17 protein-coding genes are annotated in these 19637 nt (G+C 54.5%); all 17 read left to right on the top strand.

Annotated elements, in window-relative coordinates:
- Positions 1-10 precede the first annotated feature (10 nt).
- On the top strand, positions 11-1087 hold the full coding sequence (locus tag BN6471_RS01005) for a Gfo/Idh/MocA family protein (protein ID WP_066644683.1): 1077 nt from the start codon (positions 11-13) through the stop codon (positions 1085-1087).
- A gap of 38 nt (positions 1088-1125) precedes the next feature.
- The gene (locus BN6471_RS01000) at positions 1126-1989 is read left to right on the top strand and encodes a class II fructose-bisphosphate aldolase (RefSeq protein WP_162270158.1); all 864 of its coding nucleotides are present in this window, start codon (positions 1126-1128) and stop codon (positions 1987-1989) included.
- Positions 1990-1994: 5 nt separating this feature from the next.
- Positions 1995-2438 (top strand): DUF1893 domain-containing protein, encoded by a 444-nt coding sequence (locus tag BN6471_RS00995; protein WP_066644677.1) that lies wholly within the window; start codon positions 1995-1997, stop codon positions 2436-2438.
- Positions 2438-3178: a nickel pincer cofactor biosynthesis protein LarC gene (larC, locus tag BN6471_RS00990; protein ID WP_066644676.1), complete on the top strand. Its 741-nt coding sequence runs from the start codon at positions 2438-2440 to the stop codon at positions 3176-3178. Before BN6471_RS00995 ends, larC begins: the two co-directional genes overlap by 1 nt.
- Positions 3179-3206: 28 nt before the next feature.
- Positions 3207-5615 carry a glycyl radical protein gene (locus tag BN6471_RS00985; protein ID WP_066644675.1) on the top strand — a complete coding sequence of 803 codons (2409 nt, stop codon included), beginning with the start codon at positions 3207-3209 and terminating at the stop codon, positions 5613-5615.
- A gap of 20 nt (positions 5616-5635) precedes the next feature.
- Entirely contained in the window at positions 5636-6553 is a 918-nt protein-coding gene (locus BN6471_RS00980; RefSeq protein ID WP_066644673.1) for a glycyl-radical enzyme activating protein, read from the top strand.
- 17 nt (positions 6554-6570) lie between these two features.
- Positions 6571-7554, top strand: a complete 984-nt coding sequence (locus tag BN6471_RS00975) for a carbohydrate kinase family protein (RefSeq protein WP_066644671.1) — start codon at positions 6571-6573, stop codon at positions 7552-7554.
- Positions 7555-7618: 64 nt separating this feature from the next.
- Positions 7619-8032, top strand: a complete 414-nt coding sequence (locus BN6471_RS00970; protein ID WP_066644669.1) for a DUF3842 family protein — start codon at positions 7619-7621, stop codon at positions 8030-8032.
- 164 nt (positions 8033-8196) lie between these two features.
- Positions 8197-9285, top strand: coding sequence for a uridine kinase family protein (locus BN6471_RS13060; protein ID WP_082903244.1), 1089 nt, complete (start codon positions 8197-8199; stop codon positions 9283-9285).
- A 28-nt stretch (positions 9286-9313) separates the two neighbouring features.
- Entirely contained in the window at positions 9314-9853 is a 540-nt protein-coding gene (locus tag BN6471_RS00960; protein ID WP_066644666.1) for an ECF transporter S component, read from the top strand.
- A 357-nt stretch (positions 9854-10210) separates the two neighbouring features.
- Complete coding sequence (locus BN6471_RS00955; RefSeq protein ID WP_082903243.1) at positions 10211-12685, top strand: glycyl radical protein; 2475 nt, start codon at positions 10211-10213, stop codon at positions 12683-12685.
- A 14-nt stretch (positions 12686-12699) separates the two neighbouring features.
- Positions 12700-13602, top strand: coding sequence for a glycyl-radical enzyme activating protein (locus tag BN6471_RS00950; RefSeq protein WP_066644662.1), 903 nt, complete (start codon positions 12700-12702; stop codon positions 13600-13602).
- 110 nt (positions 13603-13712) lie between these two features.
- Positions 13713-15209: a sugar ABC transporter ATP-binding protein gene (locus BN6471_RS00945; protein ID WP_066644659.1), complete on the top strand. Its 1497-nt coding sequence runs from the start codon at positions 13713-13715 to the stop codon at positions 15207-15209.
- Positions 15193-16164, top strand: a complete 972-nt coding sequence (locus BN6471_RS00940; RefSeq protein WP_066644656.1) for an ABC transporter permease — start codon at positions 15193-15195, stop codon at positions 16162-16164. Before BN6471_RS00945 ends, BN6471_RS00940 begins: the two co-directional genes overlap by 17 nt.
- Positions 16165-16234: 70 nt before the next feature.
- Positions 16235-17437 carry a substrate-binding domain-containing protein gene (locus tag BN6471_RS00935; protein ID WP_066644654.1) on the top strand — a complete coding sequence of 401 codons (1203 nt, stop codon included), beginning with the start codon at positions 16235-16237 and terminating at the stop codon, positions 17435-17437.
- 122 nt (positions 17438-17559) lie between these two features.
- Entirely contained in the window at positions 17560-18294 is a 735-nt protein-coding gene (gene ymfI, locus BN6471_RS00930) for an elongation factor P 5-aminopentanone reductase (RefSeq protein ID WP_066644652.1), read from the top strand.
- A gap of 34 nt (positions 18295-18328) precedes the next feature.
- Complete coding sequence (locus BN6471_RS00925) at positions 18329-19588, top strand: O-acetylhomoserine aminocarboxypropyltransferase/cysteine synthase family protein (RefSeq protein ID WP_066644637.1); 1260 nt, start codon at positions 18329-18331, stop codon at positions 19586-19588.
- Positions 19589-19637: the final 49 nt, after the last annotated feature.

The raw sequence follows: 19637 nt of genomic DNA, 5'->3' as shown, positions 1-19637 counted from the left end.
GGGAAACGTGATGGCGGAAAAACTGAAGGTCGGCGTGGTCGGGTACGGCAAGATGGGAAAGGTATATGCGGACTGGTTTTCTGAAAATGAAAACTGCGAGGTGTGCGCGGTATACAACCATTCCGCAAAGCGCAAAAGCGAAGCGGCGGCGGAGCATCCGGGCGCGGTGTTCTATGAAGATTGGCGCGAGATGATCGAGAACGGCGGGTTGGATATCATCGGCATTTGCAGCCCCACCAACGAGCGGATGGCACAGATGGAATGCGCGGTCAAAAACCACAAGCATGTGATCTGTGAAAAGCCGGTCTGTATGGATATGGACGAGCTGAATACCCTTGCCAAACTGCTCGAAGGATACGATAAAAAATTCTGCGTGGCTTCCGAACTGAAGTACCATCCGGTGATCCGCAAGGTAACGGAGCTGCTGCCGCAGATCGGGACGTTGTTTTATATCGACTTCCATTATTCCATGTACCGTACGGAAATCAAATGGAAGCACCTGTACCAGTCGGGCGGCGGGATATTGCGCGAATTGGGGCAGCACCTTCTCGATGTGGCGACCATCTGGCTGGGACAGCCGCAGACGGTGTATGGACGCAATATGGTCGTAATGCCGGGACGCGAGGTAGAGGATGTGACGCTTGACCTGATCACCTATGAGAGCGGGGCGGTGGTAAACCTTGTCAGCCACTATTTCGACCATACGGCGAACACATACCGCGGGAGCGTCTATGGCACGCGCGGGCAGATTGATTTTGAACTGAGCTCTTATGATACGGACGTGCGCCATGTCACGCTGTATGTGGAGGACGGGCCGGCGCAGAAAATAGAGGTAGTGCTGCCGGAAGCCATCGACAGGATCTATCCCGGGCATATGGACTCGTTCCGGACGGAGATCGGGATATTTGTTGATGAGATATGTTCAGGAAAACCGATCGTCAACGACCTGGGCAATGAATTTACCAATATGAGCCTCATTGACGGCTCTTATGTATCGGAACAGACAAAACAACCGGTAAGCCTGCCCATCCGTTCTTTTTCCAGTGCGGGCTTAAAGGATGTTTACACGAAATTTGAAAGCAAATAAACCGGAACACACGCCGGCATAAACGAAAGGATATGGATATGAAAAAGTACACGGGAGAAGAAATCAGGGAGCTCTTTGCATACGCTGACAGCGAGGGATTCGCAGTCCCCATGTTCAATTATTCGGATCTTTGGGACTTAAAAGCGATCGTCGCGGCAGCGGAAGAACTTCGCGCGCCCGTTATGGTAGGGGTAGACCCGCCGGTATTCGAGGACATCGGATACGAGATGTGCGCCGCTATGGTGGATGTGGCCACAAAAGAAGCGTCCGTGCCCATTATCCATCATCTGGATCATTCATCTTGTGTAAAGCAGTGCAAGGAAGCGATCGACCTGGGCGTATTCTCGGTCATGATGGACGCCTCGCATAAACCAATCGATGAAAATATCGCCGACGTACGTGCGGTAACCGATTATGCACGGGAAAAAGGCGCGTATGTGGAGGCGGAGATCGGCCGGATCCGCGGGGAATCTTCGTATGAAACCTCGTATACCGGGGACGATTACCTCTTCATTTTGGACGAAGCCGTCAAGCTGGTCAGGGAAGCAAAGCCGGATGCGCTTGCGATCGGCATCGGCAATGCGCACGGTTTTTATGTGGGAAAGCCGGAGCTGAATTTTGACAAGCTGAAGGAAGCCAACGACGCGCTGGACGTCTTTTTGGTGCTGCACGGCGGCACGGGCATCCCGCGCGAGGATATCCGCCGCGCGATCAAGGGCGGCATCAACAAGGTGAACGTAGGGACAGCGGTTTATACCGCGTATATGAACGGCGTCCGCGACAAGCTGATGGCTGACGGCGAAAACCAGTTCACGCTGGAAGTCATGCCTGTCGGCGTGGAGCGCTGCAAGCAGGCGGTCATGGAATGGATCAAGACATGCATGGCTGATGGAAAGGCCTAAGGCGTATGGCCATTTCGGATATTTACAAAAGGGAAATAGAAGACGAAAAATGCTCGTGTATCATTTGTAACAAAAAAGTGGTACGCCGGTTTTCCGGGAGGGGGATCGGCGTACTGCTTGAAGCGTATGAAAACTTTCCGCAGCATATGGCGGGGAGCACGGTCTTTGATAAGATCATCGGCAAGGCTGCCGCCCTCATTTTGGCACGCGCGGGCGTGAAACGGTTGTACGCGCATGTATTGAGCGCCAGGGCAATCCCTGTGCTCGTGCAGTACGGGATCGAGTGGGAAGCTGGCAGTGTTACGGACAATATCACCAGCAGGATGGGCACGGGAATGTGTCCGATGGAGCAATGTGTGGAAGGGATACAGGATCCGGAAACGGGCATTGCGCTTTTAAAAGAAGAAATGATACGGCTGCAGGGCCGGAAGCGGGAAAAGGGTGCGTAATGGATCTGTATTTTGATTGTGCGTGGGGCATCAGCGGGGATATGACGATCGCAGCGCTTTTGGACAGCGGGGCAAGCTTTGAACGGTTAAGCAGGGAGCTGCGGAAGTTATCGCTTACCGGATATGCGCTGCGCTATACCAAAACGGAAAAAGACGGCGCCATCATGAGTGACTTTGACGTACTCATCGACCCGGATGCATACGACAACCATGTGCAAAGGAATTATTATGACGTCAGGAAGCTGATCACGGAAAGCCCGCTTAGCAGGAAAATCAAAGAGCGGGCATGCGCTGTTCTTGGGATTGCCGCCTGTTCGCAGGCAAAGGCGCACGGCGTTGCAAAAAGCGGCGTGTATTTCCATGAAACGGGCGCGATCGATTCGATCGTCGACATTGTAGGAACGGCGATATGCTTAGAAGACCTGCATGCGGGACATATTTTTTCCTCCCCGCTCACAGAGGGGACGGGAACGATCAAGTATCGGTACGGGAGGCTTCCGGTACCGGTGCCGGCAACGAAGAACACGCTTACGGACCATGGCATCCCATATGGCGTGACGGATGTGAAACAGGAGCTGATCACCCCGACGGGCGCGGCGATCGCAGCAGCGCTCTTTGAGGATTTCTTTCCTAAGCAGCAGCTTGAGGAAAAGGGGTACAGCATTTTGAGGAGTGGAAAAGGCGCAGGCAAGCGGGAATACGGCAAAGGCGGTTTTTTGCAATGCCACGCGCTGGGATAAATATTGAATTTTTTGAAGGAGGCTTTTTATGGACACAAGGGTTCAGGGCTTAAGAGAACTGGTCATGCAGCAAAAACCTGCTTTATGCAGTGAGCGTGCGCGCTATTATACGCGTTCGTGGCAGCAGACCGAGGGAAAACCGGTAGCGATCCGCAGGGCGCTTGCCTTAAAGGAAATACTGGAAAACCAGCATGTATTCATTGAAAAAGGCGAGCTCATCGTGGGAAACCAGGCAGGAATCCCCAACGCGGCGCCCATCTTTCCGGAATACGGAATGGAGTGGCTGTTAGAAGAGCTTCCGCGTATGAACGACCGTTTGCTGGATAAATTTGAAGTATCGGAGGAAGCGGCGCAGGAGCTTTCCGAGCTGGCGCCTTACTGGAAAGGAAAGACGCATTTCGACAAATGCAAGGAAGAATTGTCCCTGGTGATGCCGGAACAATACCAGGAGGTATGGGACGCGGCGCACGGGAATTTTAACGGTACGGTCACGAACTCAGGTAGGATGACGACGGGCGACGGACACGTGATCGCCAATTTTGAAGATACGATCCGCAGGGGCCTTAGATCGGTGATCGACGAGGCGAAGGGATATATCGCAAAATGTGACGAGGACAGGGGAAAGAGCGAAAACGTCAAGAAGAAAATCTTTTTGAAGAGCGCGGTCATTTCCATGGAAGCGGCGGTCACGTTTGCAAACCGCTACGCAGACGAAGCGCAGCGCATGGCGGACGAAGGGATCATGGACGCGGTGGAAAAGCAGGAGCTGCTTGAGATCGCGCGGATCTGCCGGAAGGTACCGGAATTTGGCGCGGAAACGTTCCACGAAGCCCTGCAAAGCTACTGGATGATCCACCTGATCCTGCAGATCGAATCCAATGGACATTCCATGTCGTTCGGGCGTTTTGACCAGTACATGCAGCCGTACTATGAAAAGGACGTGCAGGCGGGCAGGCTGACGCGGGAGCAGGCGCTCAGCATGCTGCAGTGCTTCTTTTTGAAGTGTAACCAGATCAAAAAGATCCGTGCGATGAGCCATACGCGCACCATGCACGGGTATCCGATGTTCCAGACACTGACCATCGGCGGGCAAAAGCGCGACGGAAGCGACGCGGTAAACGATATGAGTTACCTGGTGCTGGAGGCGACCGGTACCGTGAAAATGCAGGAGCCAACGACCATCGCGCGGCTGCATCCGGGTACGCCCAACGAGTTTGCAATGCAGTGCTGTAAAACTGTAGTCACGCACGGCGGCGGACAGCCGGGGTTGTTCAACGACCAGGTCACTATCCCCATGCTGATGAGCACGGGCGTGACCTTGGAAGACGCGCGCGACTGGGCGGTGGACGGCTGCTGTGAGCCGATCGTACCCGGCAAGCACAATACGATCAACGGCGGTTGCTGCCACATCAATTTGCTCAAAGTGCTGGAAATGGCGCTTGACGGCGGCAGGAACAGGCATACGGGAACTTGTGTGCTGCCGGAGGAAAAGACGCTTGCCGAAATGACGAGTTATGAAGAAGTGGAAAAGGCGTACCGCAGGCAGCTTGAATTTTATGTGTCGATGATCCCCATGTTCGACGAGGTGACATCGCGCGCGCATGCGGAGCTGACGCCCTGCCCGTTCCTGTCTTCCGTGCTGGATTACCGGCTGGAGATCGGGAAAGACGTCGAAGAAGGCGGCGGGCCGAACTATAACAATACACTGAGCATCTGCCACGGGGCGATCAACGTAGGAAACGCGCTTTATGCCCTGAAGGAAAAGGTGTTTGAGGAAAAGGTATGTACGCCGGGGGAAATGTACGAGGCGCTTAGGGCAAACTGGGAGGGCGAGAAAAACGCGCTGCTCCGCAGGAAGATGCTGGACGCTGAGAAATACGGCAACGATGAGGACAGCGTAGACCTCGTCGTACGCCAGTCGCTCGACTGGTATTTCAACGAGATACGTTCGTATACGCCCGCACGGGGCGGTACCTATTGTCCCTCGCCGCAGACGCTGAGCGCGAACGCATATAAAGGCGAGGAGATAGGCGCGACGCCGGACGGCCGCTATGCGGGCAGCGTGATGGCGGATAATGTGTCGCCCGAAGCGGGAACAGACCTATCGGGCGCGACAGCGGCGCTCAAATCCGTGGCGAAGGTGGACCATATCTTAGCGACGGACGGTACGATCCTCAATATTAAGCTGCATCCGACCGCGGTGAGCGGGGAAGAACGGCTGCAGAAGTTTGTGTCGCTGATCCAGACGTATTTCAACCTGCAGGGATTCCAGGTGCAGTTCAACATCGTAGCGGCGGAAACGCTGCGTGCGGCACAGGAAGAACCGGACGAGTATAAAGGGCTTGTCGTCAAGGTCGCGGGGTACAGCGCATTGTTTGTGAACCTGGATCCGCATTTGCAGGATCAGATCATCGCGCGTACCGAGCACCAAATTTAAACAGCAACATTGGGGGATGTATGGAGTTTGACTTACAAACGGAGGGCAATGTTTTCAACATAGAGCGGCACGCACTGCACGATGGCCCGGGTATCCGGACGTTGGTGTTCCTATCCGGATGCCCGCTGCGCTGCAAGTGGTGTTCCAACCCGGAATGTATGCGGGAGCAGTCGCTTTATGTCTGGGACAACCAGTGCACGCACTGCGGCGCATGCATTGCGCACTGCCCGGAGCACGCCATCGTTTTTGAAAACGGCAGGGTCACGACGCTGCGTGAAAAATGCAATCTGTGCGGGGAATGTACGCAGTACTGCCCGCAGGGCGCACGCGAGATAACCGGGAAAAGGATGAGCGCGGGGCAGGTGCTCGATATCGTAAAAAAGGATATGCCTTTTTACATCACGAGCGGAGGGGGCCTCACCATCTCCGGCGGGGAACCGTTTTTCCAGAAGGAATTCGCGTTTGCCCTGCTGAGCGGCGCAAAACGCGCAGGCATGCATACGGCGGTGGAAACGTGCGGCGCGGTTTCGTGGGAAACGCTCGAAGAAGCAAGCGGGCTGGTGGATATGTTCCTGTTCGATTTGAAGCACACGGACAGGAAAAAGCACAGGGAATATACGGGGACGGAGCCGGACAGGATCATGGAAAACATCAGGCGTTTGAGCGAAGCGGGCGCCGCGGTCACGGTGCGTATCCCGGTGATCCCGGATTTCAACGATACAAAAGAGGAGATCGGGGGTATCGTTTCTTTCGCTGCGGGCCTTAAGGGTGTGAAGCGGATCGACCTGCTGCCCTTCCATAAGCTGGCGATCTCCAAACACAACGCGCTGGGGAGCGTTTATCCGATGGCGGACGCACAGCCGCTCAGCCAGAAACAGATCGCAGAGCTTGAGCGGGAAGCGAAGAAATATTTCAACAATGTACACGTAGAGGTCTAACCAGAAAGGATGCGGCAATGAAAAAGGTGGATGTGATTTCAATCGGGGCGATCAACTGCGATATCATCGCATTTGTTTCAAAATTCCCGGAAGCGGAGCAAAAGATCAATTCGACAGAGCTCGTGGAGCCAAAGGCGTCGGGCGTGGCGCTCGATTGCTTGACGATGATCAATAATTTAGGACTTTCGTGCGGGCACATCGGAAAGATGGGCGAGGACGAATATGCCCAGTGCGCACAGCGCGACATGAAGGAAAGCGGGATCGATTTCTCGTACAGCAGCGTAGTGAAGGGAGCCCGCAGCTCGCTTGCATGGGTGATGGTCAACAAAAAAGACGGCGAACGCTGCCACATCATGCATCCGATGTGCGCGGAAGGGATGATCGGCAGCGAGGATATCAAAGCGGCGAGCGAATATATCAAAGGGGCAAAAGCGGTGCACATGGAAATGCTGCAGATGCCGATGGGGCCGCTTTATGAAGCGGCGGAGCTGTGCCGTGAAAATGGGGTGGTCACCTCCATGGACATCGATATCGCGCCGCGGTTCTTATATGAATATAAATATTCCGACCCGGAACTTTTGAAAAAGACGTTCGCATGCGTGGATATCATCAAGCTGTGTAAGGACGCCGTACAAGACTTGACGGAGGAAACGGATCTTTTAAAGGCGGCGGTGGACATTGCGCAGAAATTTGGGAACAAGGTACTGATCATCACGGACGGCGACAAGGGCTGCGTCATCGCGTGGCGCGACGGCGATATGGTGCGCAGCGCTCTTGTGAGCGGGTTTACCGATACGCCCGTCGTGGATACGACAGGCTCTGGCGATGCCTTTGCAGGCGGCTTTTTATATGGATATTTGAACGGGTATCCGATGGAAAAGGCAGCGCAGCTGGGGAACGCATGCGGATATCTGAAGGCGCTTAACATCGGCGCGCGCAATATGCCGAAGCGCGAGACGGTGGAAGCATTCCTCAAGGGAAAAGGATGGGATTCGCTGTAAAAAAGCTGGCGGCGCGGATAGCTTTATGGTATAATACCAACATAATGAAAGACAGGATTTGCTTATGCTGGTAGTGGTAATAGACGGGCAGGGCGGCGGTATGGGAAGAAGTATCGTCGAACGGCTGCGCGCAGAGCTGCCCGAGGTTGAGCTGGTCGTGGTGGGGACGAACGCCACAGCGACCGCGAATATGCTAAAGGGCGGGCAGGCGCAGGGGGCGACAGGCGAGAACGCTGTGCTCTACAATTGTGCGCGTGCCGATGTAGTGATCGGGCCGATCGGCGTGTTTTTTGCAAACGCGATGCTCGGCGAGGTCACGCCGCGGATGGCGGAAGCGCTGGCGACATGCGGGGCGGAAAAAATCGCCATTCCCGTTTCACGGTGCCATATCAATATTATGGGGCTTAAGGATCACGCGCTTTCGGCACACATCGCCGAGGCGGTGGAAACGATCAAGCAATTGAATAACAGGTCTTGAGCAAAGGGCAGCGGCTTTCAGGAAGAAAGCCGTGACGCGGGAATGCGTCCATGAAAAGCCCGGCGGAAAAGCAGGACGGGATATCGGAAACTAAGTCATGAAGAGTTAGCGTTTTCTGGAAAGAAAACAAACGATTCATGGCTTTTTTGTTGGAGCAAAGACAAATGGAAGAATGGGAAGAAATTGTAGGCAGGCACAGAAGTACCTATGAGAAAATGACGCTGCAGGATGCGGTGAAGCTGCTTTACCAGAACGAATTCGGCGTGGAGCACCTGGTTCCGGACGAGGGGGCGGCACACGATATGCTTGTGCGCGAATATGGCGAAATGGGCGGAAGCAGGCGGGAAACGATGTTTGAACCCATTGGCGGGGGCTTGTGCAGGATGCACATGAACGCAGAAGGGTTTGATGAAACAGACCTGTTTTTGCTGGAAAAAATGTTTTTGCGTACGGCGGATACCAAGCGGGGAAGCCGCACAGAGCTCTTGCGCAAATTAAAGAGGCTGGGATTGTTCCGCTTTTACGGGACGCATAAACGGTCGGATACAGAGACAAAGCTGGCGGACTATGTGAGGACTGGGGTGCCGAGCATCCGGCACAGCAACGAATTCAGGGAAGCATACCACCCGCATTACCGCGTGGTGGCGCAGAAATATGCGGATTGCTACCCGGCGCTTCGCTGGATCGCCCAATGCAGCGAAAAGGGAAAGTGCGTGATTGCCATCGACGGCCGCTGCGGAAGCGGAAAAACGATGCTTGCACACCGGATACGCGAAATTTTCGACTGCGGCGTGGTGCATATGGATGATTTTTTCCTGCCGCAGGAGCTGCGGACAAGACAGCGGCTGTTGGAGCCGGGGGGAAACGTCCATTATGAGCGGATCGAGGGCGAAGTCCTGGAACCGCTTCAAAAGGGCGGGAACGTGCGCTACCGCCCGTACGATTGTGCGCGCGGCGTTTTGGCAGAGCTGCAGGAGATCCCGGAAAGGGATTGCTATATCATAGAAGGCTCGTATGCGCTGCACCCGCGGCTGCGGCCGTATTACACGGACAGCATGGCGTTGCATGTCCACCGGGAGGTGCAGCGGGAACGGATCATCGCGCGGGAAGGGAATTTGGGCGCGCGGGCGTTTTTTGAGCAGTGGATGCCGCTGGAGGAACGGTATTTTGAAGAATACGAGATATACGCCAAGGCCGGAGCCGTGTTTGAAAGCGGCGCAGACGGCAGGGTAACGAAGCTTTCAAAAAATTGAAATAAATTGGAAAAGAGAGGGAGAAGAAATGAAGAATGAAACAAAGAAGTTGGTAGCGGCGGCGCTGTGCCTTGCGGCAGGGCTTTTGCTGCCCATGGTGTTCCACGCGTTTGGGGCGGCAGCGGGACAGGTATTCCTGCCCATGCACATCCCGGTGCTGGTGTGCGGGCTGATCTGCGGCTGGAAATACGGCGGGATCTGCGGTTTTATACTGCCGCTCTTATCGTCCTTTGCGACGGGGATGCCGCCGCTTTACCCGGTGGGGCTGGTCATGATGTTCGAGCTGTGCGTATACGGCATCGTCAGCGGGCTTTTGTACCGCAGGGTGAACGTGTATCTGGCGCTCATTGGCGCAATGCTCGCGGGACGGGTCGTATCGGGGATATTGAACACGATCCTGCTTGGTATGGCGGGCACGCCATACAGCTTTGAAATATTCCTGACCAATTCGTTTGTGGTCGCGCTGCCGGGTATTATCATCCAGATCGTCGTGATTCCGGTTTTGGTTCTGCTGCTGAAAAAGACGGGGTGGCAGTTTGACAGGGAACTCAAGGCAAAAACGGCATAAACAAAGAAGTGCAAAGGGCTTTCCGGTGGGGGAAGCCTTTTTTTATGGCCGGGTCAACGAATTACACATATGTGAAATAAATATATACAAGATTGACAATTTTTTAAAAAGGGACTATTATTTTTATAAAGCTTGCATCATATAGTTTAATTTCCCGTTCAATCGATATCTTGACTATTCAGCGCCTGCCAGGCGTTTTTTTTATGCGTTTTTGTGATGACCGAAAATGTAATCTTTTTCGTTCAAAGCATATCATACAAACGTAATATTCAGGCATTGATAACAGAACAATTCGTTTGATGGGAACAGGAAACCCCGCATGGATGGGGGAACGGCGAGAGAACGGAGGGAGCACATATGCAGTATAACGATGTTAAAGGAACAAAACCGGTGGATACGGGAGCGGTATTTGAAGGGCGTACCGTTTATCGCAGCGCACGGCTCGACAAGCTGCGCAGCAGGATCTTTGAAGCGGTACCACAGATTGAATCGTCGCGCGCGCGGCTCGTTACGCAAAGCTATATGCAGACGGAGGGCGAACCTGTCGTATTACGGAGGGCAAAGGCGCTTAGGAATGTACTGGAAAACCTGGATATCCGTATCCTGGACGGGGAGCTGATCGTGGGAGAGATCGGCACGCGCGACCGCTGTGCACAGGTCTACCCCGATTATGCGATCGATTGGTTCATCGAGGAGCTTGACGGCAAACCATACCGCTTTGAGAAACGCCCGGGGGATAAATTTATCATCAAACCGGAAGACGAAAAGGTGATCCGCGAGATCGCGCCCTACTGGAAGGGCAAGACGCACAAAGACCATGTGCTTGCAAGGATACCGGCAGAGGCGTGGGAAGCGTATGAGATCGGCATGATCGATACGGACTACCTGATCATCTGTGCGGAAGGGCATGTCACGGTCAATTTGGAAAGGGTGCTGCGGGAAGGGATCAAAAATTTCCGCAAGCGGGCGGAAAAGGCGATCGGGGCGCTTGACCTTTCTGTCGTAGACGACCTAAACAAACTGCCGTTTTTGCAGTCGGTGCTATTAAACTGCGACAGCATCGAGCTGTTTGCGGGGCGCTATGCTGCGCTGGCACGGGAACTGGCGGACAAAGAAACGGATGGGCAGCGCAAACAGGAGCTGCTTAAGATCGCAGACGTCTGCGCCCATGTACCGATGGAGCCGGCGCGTGATATCCACGAAGCGATCCAGTCGATGTTTTTTACCAACCTTGTGCTTAATATCGAAGGGAACGGCAGCGCATTTTCATTCGGGCGGGTGGATCAGAAGCTTTACCCCTACTACCAAAAGGCAATAAAAGACGGCGTGGGCGAGGACGGGATCAAGGAGCTGTTTTCCAATATGATGCTCAAGATGTTCCAGATCACGCGTGTGCTCGATTGGCAGAGTACGGCGTCGTTCCGCGGCTATGTAGTGGCGCAGAACATGACGATCGGCGGGCAGGACCGTTTTGGGCGCGACGCGACCAATGAGATGACCTACCTGATTTTGGAATGCCAGGCCATCATGCAGCTCAATAACCCGATGTCGGCAAGGTACCACGACCGGGCTTCAAACCGTTACATGAACGCTATACTGGACGTCAATAAACTGGGCGGCGGACAACCAGCCTATTACAGCGATGAGAACTATATCTTAGCGCTGGTGAACCGCGGGGTATCCCTACAGGATGCATACGACTATTCGTGCGTGGGCTGCGGCGAACCGCTTATCGAGGGCAAGCAGAGCAACCGCCCGGACGGAGCGGCATTCGTCAACATGACAAAAGCGCTGGAGCTGGCGATGAACGGCGGGACAGACCCGCGGACAGGCAAGTGCCCGCACAAGGGAAGCGGCGACCTTACGACCTTCAAAAGCTATGACGAGCTGTATGAAGCGTTCAAGGAGCAAATGCGCTACTATATCCGCCAGCACGTGATCTATGACAATACGCTCGACTTGGCGACGGAGTTTGGAATTGCCGATCCGCTGATGTCCATGCTGATCGACGACTGCATCGAGCGGGGCAAGACGGTCAAGGAGGGCGGCGCGGTCTATGATTTCTGCGGCCCGCTCTACATGGGCGTTGCAAATACGGGCAATTCCCTTGCGGCAGTCAAAAAGCTGGTGTTTGACGACCGGGTGGTCAGCGGAAAAGAACTGATGCATGCGCTCAAGACGAACTTTGGGGATATGGCCACCACGCCCAGCGGCGAAGAGATCCGGCAGATGCTGCTGAAAGCGCCCAAATATGGAAATGACGACGATTATGTGGACGGCATCATGAGCGACTATTTAAACTTCGTATTTGAAGAGGAAGTCAAATACCATACCACGCGCTATGGGCGCGGCCCCATTGGCGGCGTATGGGTGCCTTCGGCGAACACGGTTTCCTCCAACGTGCCCTTAGGAGAGATCGTCGGTGCGACGCCCGACGGGCGGAAGAGCGGGGAACCGCTTGCGGACACGACCTCCCCCATGCACGGGACAGATATCAACGGGCCCACGGCGGCCTTAAAGTCGGTGGGTAAGATACCCAACCTGCTGCTTTCCGGCGGGACGCTTTACAACATGCGCGTCGACCCCAAGACGATCGAAACGCCGGAAGCGCGGGAACGGTTCATCGCCATGCTGCGCACCTATTTAGGTGATTTCAAAGGGCAGCACATCCAGTTCAATATGATCGACACGAAGGTACTCAAAGAAGCCAAGGAAAATCCGGAAAAGTACAAAGACCTGATGGTGCGCGTTGCGGGATACAGCGCCCTGTTTACGGCCATTGACGAAGCATTGCAGGACGACATCATCGCGCGGACCGTCCACACGATCTGAAGGCGGGGAGCAGGATGATAAAAGGAAAAATCTACAATATAGAACGCTACCACATGCACGACGGGCTGGGGATACGCACCATCATTTTTTTGAAGGGCTGTCCCCTAAGCTGTCCGTGGTGCTGCAACCCGGAATCCCAATCGATGCAGAACCAGCTGGCGTTCAGCAAGCACAAGTGCCTGCAATGCGGACGGTGCATCCCGGCCTGCCCGCAGGGGGCGATATCTGCGGCGGGCGGCGAGGTCGTCACGGACAGGGCTTTGTGCATAAACTGCGGGGCATGCGTAAGCAAATGTTTTTACGATGCACGGACACTGTTCGGGCAGGATATGACGGTGGACGAGGTAATGGCCGAGATACAAAAGGATAGCGAATATTACGTCCGTTCCGAGGGCGGCGCCACCTTCTCAGGCGGGGAAGCGACGATGCAGCCGGATTTCGTACGGGAGTGCATCAGGCGGTGCGGCACGGAGTTCATCGACACTGCGGTGGAAACGTGCGGTGCGGCTCCGTGGGAGCAGTTCTGGTGGGCTCTTGAATATGCAGGGGAGGTATTGTTCGATATTAAGACGCTGGATGAAATGCAATTCAGCACGTTCTCCGGTTATCCGCTGGGACATATATTGGAAAATTTGAAGAGGCTGCGGAAAAAAGGGAAAAAAGTCCGGCTGCGCTGCCCGGTCATCCCGGGCTTCAACCAGTCGCGCGAATTCATCGGACAGGTGGTCGCGCTGGCGCAGGAAAATGATATTGGGCGGATCGACTTGCTGCCTTTCCACCAACTGGGCAGTTATAAATACCAGGCGCTCGACATGGAATATGCGCTGGCAGATATCGGGACGCTTGACCGCAAGGAGGTCGAGCCGCTCGCACAGCAGGTACGGGAAGCGGGCCTTGTGTGCGTGGTGGGCGGATAAGCGATACATTTTACGGCACAACAGGATACAGGAAAAGAGGGACGGGAAACGTCCCCCGGGTTTGTGTACCGTTTTTATAAAATTTTGGAGCATTGGAGGGAACTGCAAATATGGAAAAATGCATTATGAAGCTTGAGAACATCACGAAAAGCTTTTTTGGGAATGAGGTCTTGAAAAATGTGAATTTTGATGTTTATGCGGGCAAGGTACATGCATTGGTCGGAGGGAACGGCGCGGGTAAGAGTACGCTGATGAAGATACTCACAGGCGTATATACACGCGACGATGGCAGCATGACGTTCTGTGGGGAAGAAGTGGATTTCAAAAGTTACAAAGACGCCTTCAAACATGGGATCGCCATGATTTTCCAGGAGATGAGCAGCGTACTGACGCTGACCGTCACAGAAAATATTTTCCTGAACAACGAGGTGTTGAAGCACAAATGTATCCTCGACAAAGCGGACATGCGCAAACGTGCGCTTAAGCTCCTTGAGCTGCTGGGTGTGGATATCGACCCGGATACGACGCTTGGGAAGCTGACCGTTGGGGAACGGCAGATGGTAGAGATCGTAAAGGCGCTTTCCGGGGATGCACGCATCCTCGTCATGGACGAGCCAACCGCTTCGCTTTCCACCAAGGAAGTAGAAAACCTGTTCCGTATCATTGAGAACTTAAAGCAGCAAGGGATTGGCATCATCTATATCTCGCACCGCATGAACGAGATCATGTCTATCGCAGACAGCGTGACCATTTTGCGCGACGGACAGATCGTAGCGGAGCTTAATGGCCGGGAATTATCCATCGAGAAAATGATCACGCACATGATGGGCGAAGAAAACAGTACGTCTTTTGAATGGCATCCGCCGCTTCAGGATACCTTTGATGAAACGCTTTTGGAGGTAGCTGGCCTGCAGGTAGACGGTTGGATCAGGGATATCTCATTCCGGCTGCACAAGGGCGAGGTGATCGGCTTTGCCGGGCTTTTGAGCAGCGGCCGTACGGAAATATTGGAAACGCTTTTCGGCATCCGCAGGGCGCAGGGGGGAAAGGTCACCGTACAGGGGGCGCAAACATCCGTCAAGTCCGTGCAGGACGCCATTCGGGCAGGGTTCGGCCTCGTACCGGAGGACAGGCGTACGCAGGGCCTGGTGCTTATGCACTCGGTAAAGGACAACCTGACGCTTCCCGTTTTGGGAAAAATGAAAAAGGGACCGTTCCTGGACCAGAAAAAGATGGAACAGGCGACCAAATACAGTATCGACGAACTTGCGGTCAAAACGGATTCGATCGACCAGATGATACGGCTTTTATCCGGCGGGAACCAACAGAAGATCGTCGTTTCCAAGTGGCTGCGCTCGGATATGAAGATCATGCTTTTGGATGAACCGACGGCAGGCGTGGATATCAGTTCCAAAAAAGAATTGATTGCAACGATACGCAAATTTACCAACGAGGGGAATGGGGCGATTTTTGTTTCGTCGGAACTGCAGGAATTGATGGCGGTATGCGACAGGATCTATATCCTGAAAAAAGGCAGGATCATCAATGAGTTAAGGCATGAAGAAATAGGGACAGAGGAGGTTTTGCAAAATGCAGTCCAGCAGTAAAAGTTTATGGAAGAAGTTTGATTTACAAAAAGGGATCGTGTATATCGCGATCGTGGTGGCATTCCTGGTCTTTACGATCTTGCTCGGGGATACGGGATTCTTAAAACCGATCAACCAGGTGAACATCCTCCGGCAGATGAGTACGATCGGTATCATGTGCTTTGGCATGGTGTTCGTGATCGGTTGCGGGCAGATCGACCTTACAGTGGGCGCGAACGTCGCTATGTCGGGCATTGTGGCGGCGCTCGTGATGCAAAGCGGCGGAAACGCGTTTGTGGCAGTCCTGGCTGCATTGGGGACAGGGGCGCTCATCGGCCTTATAAACGGCGGGATCCTTGTGGGGACCGGGCTTCCTTCATTTTTGATCACCATTGGTACGATGACAATTTTAAAAGGCCTTTCCATGTGGGTGGCGAATTCGCAGTCCATCCCCATTTATGACAAAACCTATTCGGAAGTGTTTGGGAACGGCACGGTATTCGGCATCCCGGTCATGATCATCTGGTGTATCGTCTGCCTTATCATCGCATTCATATTATTGAAGAAAATACCGTTCGGGCCAAAGGTACTGGCCGTGGGCGGAAACGAACAGGCGGCGCGGTATTCGGGCGTGAACGTCAAGGACATTAAGCTGAAGGTCATGCTCCTAAGCGGACTTTTTTCAAGCTTTGCAGGTATCCTTTACTCGGCAAGGCTGGAGGCGGCGAACTACGTATACGGCGACGGCGCGGAAATGAACGTCATCGCAGCGGTGGTGCTGGGCGGCACAAGCATGAACGGCGGCGTGGCGACGATCGTGGGAACCTTTGTCGGCGCATGGATGATGGCGATGATCGACAACGGCCTGGTCATTGCGGGCATGTCCGCTTCGCAGCAAATGATCATCCGGGGTATCGTCGTGATTGCGGCGACCGCGCTGGGAACGATCAGCTCACTGCGCAAAGGCAAAGAATAAGCATGGATCGATCCATCCGGCTGCGTAAGGCCGGGGGTTGATATAAATAAGGAAAAACAGGAGGAAGAAAATGAAAAAGACAGTAGGACTCATTTTGGCAGTGTTGCTCGCAGTGACATGCTTTGCAGGGTGTGCGTCCACACCGGCAGAGTCGTCTGCACCGGCGCAGTCGTCCGCCCCGGCGGAATCATCGGCAGCGGCCACAAAAACCACGGAAGCATCCGCACCGGCGGCAGAGGGGGCAAGTATCGACCTGCCGGATATGGAAACGCCAAACGAATGGGTGGTGCGTTTTGACGGGGTGGAGCCGGTCAGCGTAAACGATTTCAAACTGACGGACGAGCAGGCGGCAAAGATCAAAGAAGGCAAGCTGACAGCGGCGCTTGTCATGCATACGACGGGCGAATCTTATTCTGCGGCAGTGATCGACGGCGCAACGAAGGCGGCAGGGGAACTGGGTATCGAGATCGTAGCGCAGACCAACTGCGACTGGAAGGCAGAACAGCAGGCGACCGACCTTGAGAGCGTGCTGGCATTGAATCCTGATATCGTCATTATCATGCAGGTGGATGTGGAAGCGATGACACAACAGGAAAAGGACGCGGCGGCAAGCGGTGTATCCATGGTTTATTTTGATAACATCAATTCCAACCTCGGTGAAGACGATTATGCCAGCCTGGTTACAACGAACACCTACGGCGCGGGCATGGAATGTGCCAAAGACATGGCGCAGCAGCTTGGCGGCAAGGGAAAGATCGCGATGTTCAGCTGGACGGCACCCAACCTCGGCAACAAAGCGCGCGACCAGGGCTTCCGCGATTATATCGAAAAGAACTTCCCGGATATCGAGATCGTGACACAGGAGGGATTCACGGAAGCGACAGACTGCGCAGCCCTTGCAGACGGTGTCTTTGCGAAGTATCCTGACCTTGACGGCGCGTATGCCCAGTGGGACGTCCCGGCGGAAGGCGTGATCTCCTCTGCGAAGAGTGTGGGACTTGGCGACGATTTCGTCGTGACCTGCGTTGACCTCGGATACAACGTGGCAAGGATCATGGCGGAAGGCGGCATGGTCAAAGGCATCGGCGCACAGCAGCCGTACAGCGTGGGTTATAACTGCATGATCGCAGGCGCGCTTGACGCGGTCGGCGAAAGCGTACCGAAGATGGTGCTGATCGACCCGGTCAATGTAACGCAGGAAACATTGGCTGAATCCTGGACGGCGATCTATAACCAGCCGCTCCCGGACGACATTGCTTCCCTCATGAAGTAAGGACAGGACGGCTCATCCAGAAAGCAGGCGTGCCCCTTCTTGTGGACGCGCCTGTTTTTTGATGTTTTCTTTCAAAGTGGGATGCGGTATAATAAGGCGTAAGCTTTGGAAAGGATGCTGCTATGAACAGGACGGTGCTCATTACGGGCGCTTCGCGGGGGATCGGCCGCGCGACGGCGCTGGCATTTGCAAAAGAGGGATATAATGTCCTGGTCAATTACCGTACGCATGAACAGGATGCACGCGAGCTGCGCGACGCGCTTAGGGCGCTGCACGCTTCGGCGGAGATGGTGTATGCGGATGTCTCGAAACGCGAGGAAGTGGACGAGATGTTCGCTTATGCACGCGAGGCGTTTTCCCGCGTGGATGTGTTGGTGAACAACGCGGGGGTCGCCCAGCAAAAGCTGTTTTCGGATATTACAGAGAGCGACTGGGATCGGATGTTCGATATCAATATCAAAGGGATGTTCCACTGCGCGCAGGCGGCCTTAGGACAGATGATCAGCGAAAAACGCGGCAAGATCGTCAATGTATCGTCCATCTGGGGCATCGCCGGGGCTTCCTGCGAGGTGCATTATTCGGCGTCCAAGGCGGCGGTGATCGGCTTTACCAAAGCGCTCGCAAAAGAAGTCGGCCCATCGGGCATACAGGTCAACTGTGTCGCGCCCGGCGTTGTGGAAACGCAGATGAACGCTGCGCTCGATACGGATACAAAGGAAGGGCTGAAGGAAGAAACGCCGCTCGGCTGCATCGGCGAGCCGGACGATATCGCGCAGGCGATCCTGTTCCTGGCCGAGGAGAAAAGCAAATTCATTACGGGGCAGGTGATAAGCCCCAACGGCGGCATCGTGATATAAATATATATTTTATAATTATGGAGGGAAACATCATATGAGAATCGAAACAAAATGCCTGCATGAAGGATGGAAGCCCAAAAACGGCGAGCCGCATGCGCTGCCGATCTACCAGTCCACGACCTTTGATTATGATTCGACGGAGCATATCGGCGATTTATTTGACCTGAAGGCGGCGGGGTATTTTTACACGCGCCTCGCAAACCCGACGGTCGGTTATGTGGAAGAAAAGATCGCGGCCTTGGAGGGCGGCGTGGGCGCGATGTGCACCGCTTCCGGGCAGAGTGCGAACATGATCGCGATCCTCAACATTATGGGCGCGGGAGACCATATGGTGTGTGCTTCCGAAATATACGGCGGGACGATCAACCTGTTTGGCGTCACGCTGGAAAAGCTGGGAATTGAAACGACGTTCATCGACCAGGACGCGCCGGATGAGGAGATTGAGAAAGCGTTCCGGCCGAATACCAAGCTGGTGTTTGGGGAAACGATTGCCAACCCCGCGATTTCGGTCTTTGATATCGAGCGTTTTGCAAAGATCGCGCATAAGCACGGCGTTCCGCTCATTGTGGACAATACGTTTGCAACCCCGATCCTTTGCCGCCCGTTTGAATTCGGCGCGGATATTGTGACACATTCCACTTCCAAATATATGGACGGGCACGCGGTGCAATTGGGCGGTGTGATCGTCGACAGCGGAAACTTTGACTGGAAGGATTACCCCGGCCTTACGCAGCCGGATGAAAGCTACCACGGCACCGTCTATACGGAGGCGTTTGGTAAGCTGGCGTATATCACAAAAGCACGGACGCAGCTGATGCGCGACATTGGGGCGAGCCCTACGGCGCATGGCGCGTTTTTACTCAACATGGGGCTGGAAACGCTTGCCCTGCGCATAGCGCGGCACAGCGAAAATGCGCTTGCGGCCGCGAAGTTCCTGAAGTCCCAGGAGCAGGTGGAGAGCGTGAGCTATCCGGGGCTTGTGGGCGATCGATATTATGAGCTGGGGCGCAAGTACCTGCCGGACGGCGCAAGCGGAGTGATCGCCTTTTCCCTGAAGGGCGGCCGCGAGGCGGCGATCCGCTTCATGGATAGCTTGGAGCTTGCGGCGAATGTGGTTCATGTGGCGACCGTGAAAACATGCGTCCTGCATCCGGCGAGCGAGACACATCGACAGTTAACGGATGAACAGCTCGTTGCGGCGGGTATCACGCCGGGCATGATCCGCCTTTCCGTGGGGATCGAAAATATCGAGGATATCCTGGATGATTTAAAGCGGGGATTTGCCAATATCTGACACAGGAAAATAAAAAGGCTTTGCGGGCGCAAAGCCTTTTTTTGTATCG

The sequence above is a fragment of the Christensenella timonensis genome, from assembly GCF_900087015.1.
GTDB classification, from domain to species: domain Bacteria; phylum Bacillota; class Clostridia; order Christensenellales; family Christensenellaceae; genus Christensenella; species Christensenella timonensis.
Note: the sequence above shows the minus strand (reverse complement) of the source record. Positions and strands in the feature narration are given on the sequence as shown.